Annotated in this window: 10 protein-coding genes; 5 read left to right on the top strand and 5 right to left on the bottom strand. The window is 67.0% G+C overall.

The genetic code is table 11. The features are described 5' to 3' along the window. The first annotated feature begins 122 nt into the window (after positions 1–122). A complete protein-coding gene (locus CFB39_RS35360) occupies positions 123–1,358 on the top strand; it encodes an SfnB family sulfur acquisition oxidoreductase (RefSeq protein ID WP_179257782.1) in 1,236 nt (411 codons plus the stop codon). A gap of 126 nt (positions 1,359–1,484) precedes the next feature. Further along, the gene (locus CFB39_RS35355; protein WP_089476451.1) at positions 1,485–2,933 is read left to right on the top strand and encodes an APC family permease; all 1,449 of its coding nucleotides are present in this window, start codon (positions 1,485–1,487) and stop codon (positions 2,931–2,933) included. Between the two features lie 98 nt (positions 2,934–3,031). On the opposite strand, the gene CFB39_RS35350 is transcribed toward CFB39_RS35355, so the two are convergent. Beyond that, positions 3,032–4,375 carry a PLP-dependent aminotransferase family protein gene (locus CFB39_RS35350; RefSeq protein ID WP_089476450.1) on the bottom strand — a complete coding sequence of 448 codons (1,344 nt, stop codon included), beginning with the start codon at positions 4,373–4,375 and terminating at the stop codon, positions 3,032–3,034. On the opposite strand from CFB39_RS35350, the gene CFB39_RS35345 reads away from it, so the two are divergent. Then, positions 4,374–5,447 (top strand): sulfite exporter TauE/SafE family protein, encoded by a 1,074-nt coding sequence (locus tag CFB39_RS35345; RefSeq protein ID WP_241026008.1) that lies wholly within the window; start codon positions 4,374–4,376, stop codon positions 5,445–5,447. The genes CFB39_RS35350 and CFB39_RS35345 overlap by 2 nt on opposite strands. Positions 5,448–5,505: 58 nt before the next feature. Here the strand turns inward: CFB39_RS35345 and CFB39_RS35340 are convergent, their stop codons facing one another. After that, positions 5,506–6,153 carry a LysE family translocator gene (locus CFB39_RS35340; protein ID WP_089476449.1) on the bottom strand — a complete coding sequence of 216 codons (648 nt, stop codon included), beginning with the start codon at positions 6,151–6,153 and terminating at the stop codon, positions 5,506–5,508. A gap of 110 nt (positions 6,154–6,263) precedes the next feature. Between CFB39_RS35340 and CFB39_RS35335 the strand changes: the two genes are divergently transcribed. Beyond that, positions 6,264–7,115 (top strand): LysR substrate-binding domain-containing protein, encoded by an 852-nt coding sequence (locus CFB39_RS35335; RefSeq protein ID WP_089476448.1) that lies wholly within the window; start codon positions 6,264–6,266, stop codon positions 7,113–7,115. A gap of 22 nt (positions 7,116–7,137) precedes the next feature. On the opposite strand, the gene CFB39_RS35330 is transcribed toward CFB39_RS35335, so the two are convergent. After that, on the bottom strand, positions 7,138–8,034 hold the full coding sequence (locus CFB39_RS35330) for a LysR substrate-binding domain-containing protein (protein WP_089476447.1): 897 nt from the start codon (positions 8,032–8,034) through the stop codon (positions 7,138–7,140). 153 nt (positions 8,035–8,187) lie between these two features. Between CFB39_RS35330 and CFB39_RS35325 the strand changes: the two genes are divergently transcribed. Beyond that, complete coding sequence (locus CFB39_RS35325; RefSeq protein WP_089476446.1) at positions 8,188–11,247, top strand: FAD-binding and (Fe-S)-binding domain-containing protein; 3,060 nt, start codon at positions 8,188–8,190, stop codon at positions 11,245–11,247. Positions 11,248–11,341: 94 nt separating this feature from the next. Here the strand turns inward: CFB39_RS35325 and CFB39_RS35320 are convergent, their stop codons facing one another. Together CFB39_RS35320 and CFB39_RS35315 are read right to left on the bottom strand one after the other, a co-directional pair. After that, complete coding sequence (locus tag CFB39_RS35320; RefSeq protein ID WP_089476445.1) at positions 11,342–11,644, bottom strand: DNA-binding protein; 303 nt, start codon at positions 11,642–11,644, stop codon at positions 11,342–11,344. A gap of 87 nt (positions 11,645–11,731) precedes the next feature. Next, positions 11,732–12,886, bottom strand: coding sequence for a branched-chain amino acid ABC transporter substrate-binding protein (locus tag CFB39_RS35315; RefSeq protein WP_089476444.1), 1,155 nt, complete (start codon positions 12,884–12,886; stop codon positions 11,732–11,734). Positions 12,887–13,436: the final 550 nt, after the last annotated feature.

Raw genomic sequence — 13,436 nt, 5'->3', positions numbered from 1 at the left:
GAACGGGTGACATCGACCGCTCTTGCGGGTCATCCAGGTTCAACGTTTCGGATATCGAAACAGGAGGCTGGCGGAGGCCTCGCGGCACCGCCGGCCGGTTCATGCGCTTTACCGGAATCTACATGTCTACGGAATTCATCGAAGAAAACGTGCAACCGCAAGCGGGTACTACCCAAGCTCCCGTTCCCGTCATCGGCTCGGATGCCGAGGCACTCGACGTCGCGCACCGGGTCGCGGCACGACTGGCCGAGCACGCCGCGTTGCGCGACCGCGAGCGCAAGCTGCCGTTCGACGAGATCGAGCTGTTCTCGTCGAGCGGCCTGTGGGGCATCACCGTGCCGCGCGAATACGGTGGCGCGGAGGTGTCGAACGTGACGCTCGCGGAGGTGATCGCGATCGTTTCGCAGGCGGACCCGTCGCTCGGCCAGATCCCGCAGAACCATTACTGCTTGATCGAGGACATCCGCCTCGAAGGCAGCGATGCGCAGAAGCGCTTCTTCTTCGATCTCGTGCTGAAGGGCACGCGCTATGGGAACGCATTCTCGGAAGCGGGCGGCAAGAACGTGCTCGATATCCAGACGCGTGTGCGCCGCGACGGCGACGCGTTCGTGCTGAACGGCCGCAAGTTCTATTCGACCGGCACGCTGTTCGCGCACTGGATTCCGGTGCTCGCGCTCGACGAGTCGGACCAGGCCGTGCTCGCGTTCGTGCGGCAGGGCGCGCCCGGGCTGACCGTCGTGGACGACTGGAGCGGCTTTGGGCAGCGCACGACCGCGAGCGGCACGGTGATCGTCGAGAACGTGCGCGTGAGCCCGTTCGAGATCTTCCACACGCAGCGTTCGTACGACCGCCCGACCTTCGCGGGCCCGTTCGCGCAGATCACGACCGCCGCGATCGACCTCGGTATTGCGCGCGCCGCGCTGGAGGACACGATCGCGTTCGTGCAGCAGCATGCGCGCCCGTGGATCGACAGCCGCGTCGAACGCGCGAGCGAGGATCCGTTGACGGTCGCGCAGATCGGCGACATCGCGTACCGCGTGCACGCGGCCGAAGCGCTGCTCGCGCGCTCGGGGCGCTTCGTCGACGCGGCGAAGCGCGAGCCGAGCGAGGAAACGGTCGCGCAGGCCGCGATCGCGGTGGGCGAGGCGAAGATCGCGACGACCGAGGTGTCGCTGCTCGCGGCGAGCAAGCTGTTCGAGCTCGGCGGCAGCAAGTCGACGCTCGCGAAATACAACTTCGACCGCCACTGGCGCAACGCGCGCGTGCATACGCTGCACGATCCGGTGCGCTGGAAGTATCACGCGATCGGTAACTACTACCTCAACGGCGTGAGGCCCGCGCGCCATTCCTGGAATTGACCGGCTCGCGCCGGCGTATTCAACGCAACGAAACATGGGCAAGGAATTGGGGTGGCCGCACCGGCAGCCGCCACCGCCGCGTAGTTGGCCCACGCGTCACTGCTTCATTCCTGACGAGGTAAACCAATGAGTCATCCAGCAAGCACCGCGCAGGCACTCCCTGCGCAAAGCGCCGTGCCGCAGGCAGGCGGCCTGCGGCGCAACTACCTGAGCCTGCCCGAACTGATCGCGCAGTCGATCGGCCTCGTCGGCGTGTCGGGCGGGATCGGCGTACTGATTCCCGCCGTATTCGCGACGGCCGGCAACGGGACCTGGCTCGCGTACCTGTTCGCGATCGTCGCGCTGCTGTTCGCGTCGTGGAGCATCGCGGTGTTCGCACGCGACTCGGCGTCGCCGGGCGCGCTGTATGCGTACGTGTCGGCCGGCATCGGGCCGGTCTGGGGCGCGATCTGCGGCTGGTCGCTGCTGATTGCCTATGCGGTGGCCGCCGCGGGCATCCTGCAGGGGACGATCAACACGTTTCTGGTGCTGGGCCGCGAAACCGGGCTGCTCGGCAGCGCGACGCCGCTCGGCGCGGTGCTCGGGCTGACGGTCGTCACCGCGTTCGCTGCGTGGTACATCGCGTTTCGCGACATCCGGCTGTCCACGCGCTTCACGCTGTTCGTCGAACTCGCGACGCTGCTGCTGATCGCCGTCGTCGTGATCGGGACGATCGCGTTCGGCGGGCATCCGGTCGATCGCGCGCAACTGACGCTGGAAGGCGTGAAGCCGACGCAGTTGCAGCTCGGGATGGTGCTCGCGTTCTTCAGCTTCACCGGGTTCGAGAGTGCGACCGTGCTCGGCGCGGAAGCGCGTGACCCGTTCCGTGCGATTCCGCGCGCGGTGCTGATCAGCGTCGTCGGGCCGGCGATCCTGTTCGTGATCGGCGCGTACGGGATGGTGAGCGCGTTCCACGGGCAGACGCCGTCGCTCGATCAGGTCGACGGCCCGCTCGCGGTGCTCGCGCATCGGCTCGGGGCCGGCTGGGTCGGCGTGCTGATCGACGCGGGCGTGGCGTTGAGTTTCTTCGCGGCGTTCTTCTCGTCGATCAATGCGGCGGCGCGGATCGTCTATACGTTCGGGCGGCAGGGTGTGCTGCATGCGTCGACGGGCCAGGCGCACGAGCGGAATGCGACGCCGCACGTCGCGGTGGCGCTGATCGCGGTGCTGGCGCTGGTGACCGCGCTGGTGTTCACCGCACGCGGCACCGCGCTGCTCGATTCGTATGGTTATCTGAGTTCGATCGCGACGTACGGCTGGCTGCTTGCGTACGTGCTGGTGGCGATCGGCGCGCCGCTTTATCTGCGCCGGCAGCGCCGGCTGCGTGCACGGCATGTGGCGATCAGCGTCGTGGCGGTCGTGCTGCTCGCGATTCCGCTGGCCGGCAGCGTGTATCCGGTGCCGGCGGGCGTCTATGCGTGGCTGCCTTATGTGTTCGTCGCCTTGCTGGCGATCGGGCTCGGGTGGTTCCTGGTATTGCGCGTCCGGTTCCCGGAGCGGCTGCGCGAGCTGGAGGCCGAGCTGCTGACGAAGTGACGGCGTGGCGCCGCTGGCGGGTGGTCGGCGGTGACGGCGTGATATTGATCCGGATACCGAATCAGGGGGCGGTGCATACCGACGCATCCGCGCGCTGCTTACTCGGTCGCGTCGAAATCGTCCTCCCGGCCGTTCAGCATCGCGGTCAGCGTGCGCAGGCCGGCATCGAGCTGATCCATGGTCGGCGCGGCCAGCGCGAGCCGGACTGCGTTCGGCGCATGGCCGGACGACACGGCGAAGGTGGTCGACGGCGTCAGCCCGATGTCGCGCCGGGCCGCGGCTGCGACGAGGGCTTGCGAACGCCAGTGCGCCGGCAACGTCAGCCACAGGTGATAGCACTTGCCGTTGGTCCGGACATCGAAACCCGCGAGGCGCTCGATCGCCAGCGCCTGACGCGCGCTGGCGTCGATGCGTTTCAATCTCGCGAGTTCGGCCACGGTGCCGTCGCGCATCAATCGCTGCGCGGCTGCAAACGCGAACCCGGAAGCGGTCCATCCCCCCGAGCGTACCGACGCCATCACGCTTTCGTGCAGCCGCGGCGGCGGCACGATGAAGCCGAGGGTCAGGCCTGGCGTGACCCGCTTGGACAGGCTGTCGATCACGATGCAGGCATCTGGAGCGAGTGCGGCCAGCGGCGGCTCGTCGCCGAGAAAACCGTAAACGTTGTCTTCGATGACCGGTATGTCGAGCTTGTCGACGACACGCAGCAGGTCGGCGCGGCGAGCGGCGCTCATCGTCGTGCCCAGCGGATTCTGGATGGCCGGCTGAACGTAGATCGCCGACAGCCTGGCCTCGCGGTGAGCCTTTTGCACGGCGTCGGGCCGAACGCCGTCTTCGTCCATCGCCAGCGGCACCAGCGAGATCCCCAGCTTGGCCGCGATGCCCTTGATGAACGGGTAGGTCAGTGCCTCCACGCCACAGCGCCCGCCGGTCGGCACGACGGCGGCAACGGCCGCGGCGATGCTTTGCCGCCCGTTGCCGGTAAACACGAGCTGGTCGGGCGATGGGGCCCATTCATGCTGCGCCAGATACGCGGCGGCAACGCTTCGGATGGCCGGGGTCCCGGTACTCGTCGCCTCGCGTAACGCGGCGTCGAGCTCCCCAGGTCGGTGCAATCCGCGCAGGCTTCTGGTGATCAACGCGGTCTGGGCCGGGACGGTCGGGTAGTTGAACTCGAGATCGATCCGAACGCCGCGCGGCTCGCCCGGCGCAGCGGCCCCGCGTCGCGTCTCGCCCGACACGAAAGTGCCCCGACCGACTTCACCGACCACCAGGCCGCGGCGCAGCAATTCCGCATAAACCCGTCCCGCCGTCGATGCGGCGATGCCATGCTGGTCAGCGAAATGACGCTGCGGAGGCAGGCGGTCGCCCGGCCTGAGCGTGCCGTCGGCAATTTGGGCGGCGATCGCGTCTGCCAACTGCAGATACTCGGAATTCGACATGGATTGCACCGATAACAATGATTATTGCACCGAGGTCAATGTTTTAATTGCACTGAGTCTAACGGCGGTGCATTCTGCTTTCATCAAGTCGATTGTACCGGGGCTGACATGCTTGTGCGGCCCGTGCGGCCCACGGTGCGTTGGTGTACCGCATCTCCCCGGCATCCCATTGGAGAAGCAGCATGCGTGCAACGCGTTCAACCCGGATCCACCGTGCGGCGATGCCGCCCGTGCGACCCGCTCCGTGGCAGTCCGCCACGCCGCGATTCGAACCGGCACGGAGGTCGTGATGGCGACCCCTGCTGCGATGGGCCTGCAATTGACGCTGGCCACGATCCTGATCGCGTTTGCCGGCGTGTTCGTGATCGCGCTCATGCGCGGCGCGTTCGGTGGCGGATTCGCGATCATCGGCATTCCGCTGCTGTCACTCGTGATGGACCCGGTGACGGCCGGCGGCTTGCTCGCCCCGTTGTTCATCGCGATGGATCTGTTCGCGCTGCGGTACTGGAAGCCGTCGACATGGTCGAAGCCCGACCTCGTGCTGCTCCTGCCGGGGCTGGTGATCGGTATCGGGTTCGGTTACCTGGCTTTCCGCTTCCTCGACCATCGCGCCATCGAGCTGTTGATGGCGGTGGTCACGCTGGTCTTCGTCGGGTTGTGGGTGAGGGGCGGCGCGAAACCGACGGTTCGTCCGCGTTCGTCGCCGAAGGCCGTCTCGGCCGGCCTTGCATCGGGCGTCACGACGATGGTCGCGCACTCGGGCGGTCCGCCGCTCGCGATGTATCTGCTGCCGCTCGGCCTCAGCAAGGAGATGTACGCGGGAACGACGAGCCTGTTCTTCACCGTGGGCAATGCGATCAAGGCGGTGCCGTGGCTGCTGATCGTGCGGCCGACCGCGAATGTCTGGGCGTTGATGGCGGTGTGCCTGCTTGCCATTCCGGCCGGCGTGGTGTGCGGCTGGCGGCTTCACGGCAGGCTGGATCAGCGCCTGATCTACCGGAGTTGCTACGGATTGCTCGCGGTGACCGCGTTGAAACTGCTCTGGGACGGCGTTTCCGGCTATCTCGCGTAAAACCGGCGCGCGGCTGTCCTGGTTCCGGTGGCATCCGCTCGATGGCGTGATTGGCGCACTATGCCATGCCCGCCATCTTCGACGCATCGACCACCATCTGCACGCCGAGCCCGCCGAGAATGAGCCCCATCGCCCAGCGCTGCGCGAGCAGCAGCATCGGGCGCCCGTGCAGGAACGTCGCGATGCTGCTCGAACAGATCGCCACCAGCCCGTTCGCGCAAGCGAACGCGGTGATCAGCAGCGAACCGAGAAACAGCGATTGCCCGAGCACGCTGCCTTTCCGGTAGTCGATGAACTGCGGCAGCAACGAAATGAACAGCATCGCGAGCTTCGGGTTCAGCACGCTGGTCGTCGCGCCCATCGCCAGCAAACGAAGCGGGCGCTCGCTGGGCAACGCCCGCACCTCGAACGGCGAGCGGCCGCCGGGCCTGACGGTCTGCCACGCGAGATACAACAGGTACGCCGCACCGACCACGGCCAGCCCGCTGCCCGCGTAGGGCACGCTCATGAACAGCGTCGTGATCCCGAACGCCGCACCGAACATGTAGAACAGGTAGCCGATCATCACGCCGCCGAGCGAGATGAGCCCCGCGGTGCGACCTTGAGCGATCGAGCGCGACATCACGTAGACCATGTTCGGCCCGGGCGTGACCGCGAGCATGCCGCCGATGACGAGAAATCCGTAGAGCGATCCGGACGTATGCATGTCTGATGATTCCTGCAACGAGTAAGGGCTGACGGGATGCATTGTCCGACCGTGGAGGAGAACAGTAAAACGGGATAAACTGAATCGATTAATCAGTTTTTCTGAAGACGATGAAAAAGCTCGACCTCGATGTGCTCGCGATGGTGGTGGCCGTCGCGGAATCCGGATCGTTCGCGCAGGGCGCGCAGGCCGTGCACCGGTCGCCGTCGGCGGTGAGCATGCAGATCAAGGCGCTGGAAGACGCGCTCGGCAAGCCGCTCTTCATCCGCGACACGCGCAACGTGACGCCGACCGACGACGGCACGATGCTCGCCGAATACGGCCGCCGGATGCTGGCGATGCGCGACGAGGCCTGGGCGTCGGTCGTGCGCCCGGAGGTCCGCGGCCGCGTGACGATCGGCGTGCCCGACGATTACATTTCGTCGCTGCTGCCGCAGGTGCTCGGCAAGTTCGCCGCGATGCATCCGCGCGTGGAAATACGCGTGATCGGCCAGCCGAGCAGCGCGCTCGTGCCGATGCTGAAGGACAACACGGTGGACCTCGCGTGCCTCACGCGGATCAAGGGGGTGACCGGCGAGCTGATCCGGCTCGAGCCGCTCGTCTGGGCCGGGTCGCCGAAGCGCAATGTGTGGGAAGAGCGGCCGCTGCCGGTGGCCTTTTTCACGCACGGCGGCAGCGCGGCGCGCGATCACGCGGTCAAGGCGCTGAACCGGCGGAAGATCCCGTACCGGATGTCGTACGAGAGCCCGAGCCACCTCGGCCTGCTCAGCATGGTGGAGGCCGGGCTCGCGGTCGCGCCGCTGGCGCGCTGCTGCATTCCCGATCATCTCGTGCAGCTGTCGGAAAGCCACGGGCTGCCGCCGCTCGGTGAAATGGAGGTCGTGCTTGCGCGCAGCGCGCAGTCCGCGCGCCCGCCGTGCGACTACCTGGCCGAGCAGATTCTCGGCGAATGGCGCACCTGAGCGGGCCGCCGCCGGCCGCGTTTCAGCAGGATTTCAGCAGCCATTCGCGGAAGGCGACGAGCGACGGCAGCGTCTCGTTCCCCGGCGGGTAGACGAGGTAGTAGCTGCGCTGGCTGGTGATCGCGTCGCCGATCGACACGAGCTCGTGGCGGCTCAGCTCGTCTTCCACCAGCACCTTCGGCACGAGCCCGATCCCCATCCCGGCCCGCACCGCCTGGATCAGGTGCGACGTGAGCTCGAAGCTCGGGCCGATGCGCATCTGCCGATGGTCGAGCCGAAAGTGCGAAAACCACTCCGCCCACGCCTGCTGGTTGCTCGTCACGCCGAGCAGCGTCTGCTTGGCGGCCCACGCCGGCGTGCGTGCGTCGGCCTTGCGGCGGCTTGCGCTGCCCGTGTCCGGCGGCGCGATCGCGATCAGGAACTCGTTGTACAGCCGGTGCGCGTGCAGGCCCGGCCAGTCGCCTGCGCCGACGGTGATGGCCGCATCGAGGTCGTCGTTGAGGAAATCGATGCCGCCGATCCGCGAATGGAGGTGCACGGTCACGCCCGGATGCGCGGCGTAGAAATCGTGCAGGTGCGGCAGCAGCCATTTCGAGCCGAACGTGGGCAGCGTTGCGAGCCGCAGCGTGCCGGCGCCCGCCTGGTGCGACATCGCCTGCAGCGTCGCGCCGCGGATGCGCCCCAGTGCGCCGCTCAGCTCGCTGAAGTAGCGGCGCCCGACTTCGGTCAGCTTGACCGAGCGGCCCTCGCGCCGGAACAGTGGCACGCCGAGCTGATCCTCGAGCGTCTGGACCTGCCGGCTGATCGCGCTCTGGCTCAGCGACAGCTCCTCGGCCGCGCGCGTGTAGCTTTCATGCCGCGCGGCGGCCTCGAACACCAGCAGCAGCGACATCGACGGGGTGAGGCGACGGTAATTCATGAGTTTTATGCAATATTCGCCGGAGCAGAATTCGTTTGTTTCTCGCGAAGTATCCAAAGATACTGGAATTCCCGGTCGCGTGGAAACTTGCTAAAAAATCATGTTTCGGCCATGCGAGCCGGCCGGTTCCACTCACGTTGCCGCTTTTGCCCCATGTCGATCGCCTCGTTGCCCCGTCCCGCCAGCCCGCCCGCGCATGCGTACCGTGACTTTCTCGCCGCGCTGCGGGCCGCCGGATTCGCCGGGGAAATCCGCGCGGACCATGCGAACCGGACGGTGCAGGCCACCGACAACTCGATCTACCAGCGTCTGCCGCAAGCGGTGATCTGCCCCGCGCATGCGGACGACGTCCGGCTGCTGGCACGGCTGCTCGCCGAGCCCGCGCATCGCGACGTCGCGGTGGCCGCGCGCGGCGGCGGCACGGGCACCAACGGGCAGTCGCTGACCGACGGCGTGGTGGTCGACCTGTCGCGCAACATGAACCGGATCCTCGAAATCGACGTCGAGCAGCGCTGGGTGCGCGTGCAGGCGGGCGTCGTCAAGGATCAGCTCAACGCGGCACTGAAGCCGCACGGGCTGTTCTTCGCGCCGGAACTGTCGACGTCGAACCGCGCGACCGTCGGCGGAATGATCAACACCGACGCGAGCGGGCAGGGCAGCTGCACGTACGGCAAGACGCGCGACCACGTGCTCGAGCTCGATTTCGTGCTGATGGGCGGCGAGCAGCTGCACAGCGAAGCACTCGCGGACGACGAGCTCGAGCGCCGCTGCGCGCGCGAGGACCGCATCGGCAAGGTCTACCGCACCGCGCGGCGCATCAGCGACGACAAGGCGGCGCTGATCGAAGCGAAGTTTCCGAAGCTCAACCGCTGCCTGACCGGCTACGACCTCGCGCACCTGCGCGAACCGGACGGCCGCTTCAACCTGAACAGCGTGCTGTGCGGCGCGGAAGGCTCGCTCGGCTTCGTCGTCGAGGCGAAGCTCAACGTGCTGCCGATCCCGAAGGTCTCGGTGCTGGTCAACGTGCGCTATGCGGGCTTCATGGACGCGCTGCGCGACGCGCGCGCGCTGCTCGCGCACCAGCCGCTGTCGATCGAGACGGTCGACTCGAAGGTGCTGATGCTGGCGATGAAGGACTTCGTGTGGAGCAGCGTGGCCGAGTATTTCCCGCAGGACGATGCCCGGCCGACGCTTGGCATCAACCTGATCGAATTCAGCGGCGACGATGCGGAGGACGTCGACGCACGCGTGCGCGCATTCGTCGATCATCTGCGCACCGATTCGAGCGTGGAGCGCCTGGGCCACACGCTCGCGGCCGGCGACGACGCGGTGAAGCGCGTGTATGCGATGCGCAAGCGCGCGGTCGGCCTGCTCGGCAACGTGCAGGGCGAGGCGCGCCCGCAGCCGTTCGTCGAGGACACCGCGGTGCCGCCCGAAAACCTTGCCGCGTACATCGCCGAATTCCGCGCGCTGCTCGACGGCCACGGGCTGCAATACGGGATGTTCGGGCACGTCGATGCCGGCGTGTTGCACGTGCGGCCGGCGCTCGACATGAAGGACCCGAAGCAGGCGGCGCTGGTGCGGCCCGTGTCGGATGCGGTGGCGGCGCTCACGCAGCGCCACGGCGGCCTGTTGTGGGGCGAGCACGGCAAGGGCGTACGCTCCGAATATGCGCCGGCGTTCTTCGGCGAGCTGTATCCGTCGCTGCAGCAACTGAAGGCCGCGTTCGATCCGCACAACCAGTTCAACCCGGGCAAGATCGCGACGCCGCCGGAGAACACGATGCGGCTGCTGAAGATCGACGAAGTGCCGACGCGCGGCGACCACGACCGGCAGATCGACGAGCGTGTATGGCAGAGCTACGGCACCGCGATGCACTGCAACGGCAACGGCGCGTGCTACAACTTCGATCCGGACGATGCAATGTGCCCGTCGTGGAAGGCGACGCGCGAACGCGTGCAATCGCCGAAGGGGCGTGCGTCGCTGATGCGCGAATGGTTGCGCCTGCAAGGGCAGGCCGGCGTCGACGTCGTCGCGGCGGCGCGTGCGCGGCAGCCGTTCCTGGGCGGTCTTGCCACGCGCTGGCGCAACAGCCGCGCGGCGCGCAGCGGCGAAGCCGATTTTTCGCACGAGGTGTACGACGCGATGGCCGGGTGCCTCGCGTGCAAGTCGTGCGCGGGGCAGTGCCCGGTGAAGGTGAACGTGCCGGAGTTTCGCTCGCGCTTCCTCGAGCTGTATCACCAGCGTTACCTGCGGCCGCTGCGCGACTACCTGATCGGCTCGCTCGAATTCACGATGCCGTGGATGGCGCGGGTGCCCGCGCTGTACAACGGGCTGATGCGCTCGGGATGGGTGCGCGCGGTGCTGGAGCGGCACGTCGGCATGGTCGACAGCCCGCTGCTGAGCCGCTTCGATCTCGCGGCGGTGATCCGTCAATGGCAGGTGAAGCCGGCCGATCCGCAGGCGCTCGCCGCGTTGAGCGACGCGCAGCGCGCACGCAGCGTCGTCATCGTGCAGGACACCTTCACGCGCTATTTCGATACCGAGCAACTGGCGACGCTGATCGAGCTGGCGGCGCGTATGGGCTTCCAGGTGTGGCTCGCGCCGCTCGCGCCGAACGGCAAGGCGCTGCATGTGCAGGGCTTCCTGCGCGCGTTCGAGCAGGCGGCGATCCGCAATGCGACGCAGCTGGCCGCGCTGGCGCGCTCGGGTGTCGCGCTGGTCGGCCTCGATCCGGCGATGACGCTCACGTATCGGCAGGAGTACCTGAAGGTGACGGGGCTCACCGATGTGCCGAAAGTTGCGCTGCCGCAGGAGTGGTTGCTGCAGGCGTTGCCGGAGGCTGGTACTGGCGACGGTGTCGGCGGCGTGCCCACGTCGTACCGGTTGCTGCCGCACTGCACCGAGAAGACCAATGCGCCCGACAGCGGCAAGCAATGGGCCCAGGTATTCGCGCGGCGCGGGCTGCGCTTGAAGGTCCAGGCGACCGGGTGCTGCGGGATGTCGGGTACCTACGGGCACGAGGCGCGCAATCTCGCGACGTCGAAGACGATCTACGCGCAGTCGTGGGCGTCACACGTGGACGGGCCGGAGGACGAAGGCGAGGCGCTGGCGACCGGCTATTCGTGCCGCAGCCAGGTGAAGCGGATGTCGTCGAAGCAGGTGCGGCACCCGTTGCAGGCGCTGCTCGATCACATGCGGGCGGTGGGGTGATTGGTCGGGCGTCGCGTGTCGCGTTGCCCGTGAGATGACATTCGATTCAGCGTCGAGCGGCAAGCCCCGTGCCGTTGTCGACGCATGCCTGTGCTCAGGCGTCGGCTTTCGCCGTTTTTCTGGAACGTGGTTTTTCCACCGCAGGAAACGCACCGCCGCCGCGCGGCCGTTTCGGTTCGATCCGCATCTGTCGGATCACGCGCCGGAAATCGATCTCGTGCGCCGCCATCGTGCCGATCAGTTTCGCGATGACCGCGAGGTGGGACGGGACCGTGCCCTTGCTCGAATAGTTCGTGATCGAACTTTCGTTCATCTTGATCAGGCGGGCGAACTCGCGCGCCGTCAGCTGTGCCTTCTTCAACTCCTGTTGAAATTCCGCATACGCCATTGCACACATGATGCTTCGTCTCCGTGAATCAGAATTCGGCCCGCGCGGCGCCGGCGCCGACGGGTGGCGTTCCCGTCGCACCGGCGCCGCGTCGGGTTACATCTTCACCTGGTCGACGAAGGTCTTCTTGCCGCTCTTGTAGCCGTAGATCGAGATGATCCCGTGCGTCAGGTCGCCCTTCGAATCGAACGTCGTCGTGCCGATCACGCCTTCGTACTTCGTCGCCGGCATCGCCGCGAGGATCTTCGCCGGCTCGGTCGAATTCGCGCGCTTCATCGCGTCGACCGCGATGTAGACCGCGTCATACGCGAACGGCGCATCGAACTTGATGCCCTGGTTGAAGCGCTTCTGGTATTTCGCGAGGAAGTCCGCGCCGCCCGGCATCTTCTCGAGCGCGGCGCCGGCCTGCGAGCACAGCACGTTGTCGGCCGCCGGGCCGGCCAGCTCGGCCAGCGAGTCGGTGCACACGCCGTCGCCGGACAGGATCTTCGCGCGCAGGCCGAGCTGCTTCGCCTGCTTCGCGAGCGGGCCGCCGGTGGCGTCCATGCCGCCGTACATGATCGCGTCCGGGTTCTCGCCCTTGACCTTCGTCAGGATCGCGCGGAAGTCGACCGCCTTGTCGTTGGTCGCGTCGTGCGACAGCACCTTCAGGCCGAGCGCCTTCGCCTTCTTCTCGAACTCGTTCGCGAGGCCCTGGCCGTATGCGGTCGAATCGTCGATCACCGCCACGCTCTTCACGCCCTTCGACTGCGCGTAGCTCGCGAGCGCCGGGCCTTGCTGCGCGTCGGTCGCGACCACGCGGTAGGTCGTCTTGAAGCCTTGCTGCGTGTAGGTCGGGTTCGTGGCCGACGGCGAGATCTGCACGATGCCCGCGTCGCTGTAGATCTTCGACGCCGGGATCGACGTGCCCGAGTTCAGGTGGCCGATGACGGCGACGACCTTGTCGTCGACGAGCTTCTGCGCGACCTGGGTAGCCTGGCGCGGGTCGGCCGCGTCATCCTGTGCATCGAGTTGCAGCGTGATCTTCTTGCCGCCGATCGTGAGACCCTTCGCGTTGATTTCCTCGACCGCGAGGCGCGCACCGTTCTCGTTGTCCTTGCCGAGGTGCGAGATGCCGCCCGTCGTCGGTTCGACGCTGCCGATCTTGACGACCTGGTCGGCCATCGCGGTCGACGCGGCCGCGAATGCGGCGGCAGCCAGTGCGACGGTGATCAGGGGTTTGCAGCGCATGCCGACAGTGCTTCGTTCCATCTGCCATCTCCGATTTGAATGTCTTTCTATTGGCGTCTCGACCGGCCGACGGCGAGGTCGGGGCGATCGGACGAGTCTCCATACCCATCATGGGCTTCACTGCATCGCGTCCTGCCCCGCGACGTGCCGCCCGGGTGAACGGGCGAATCGGGGCCTGAAACGGTGCAATTCGTATGAATATATATGAAGCCGATTTTGCGCGCTGCAGCGAATCACGTAGCGGGGCGGGCGCAGTGCGACCAGCGCCCGAAATTCGACGGCGCCGGATGCCGGAAATCGTGCGCCGCGGCAGGCCACAGGCTGCGATTCGCTGTCGACGGCCTTACGAACGCATCCATTATTCGGCCGGCGGGTGGAACGAAGCCATGGACACTGATGCACGGTCAATCCGGAACTGTTCGGTCGATTTGTCTGCACAGTTTGGACGATTTCGATTGCGCATCCGGTTGCGGGGCCATGCTTCATCGCGATCGATATCCTCGTTTTAATGCAACTAACGGTCGAGCCCGGCAGCGTCGACGACCGGGCGCGGGTAGGCGACCCACGCGAT

Source organism: Burkholderia sp. AU6039 (genome assembly GCF_002223365.1).
Lineage (GTDB): Bacteria > Pseudomonadota > Gammaproteobacteria > Burkholderiales > Burkholderiaceae > Burkholderia.
The sequence above is the reverse complement of the archived record's forward strand: the minus strand, read 5'-3'. Positions and strand labels throughout refer to the sequence as shown.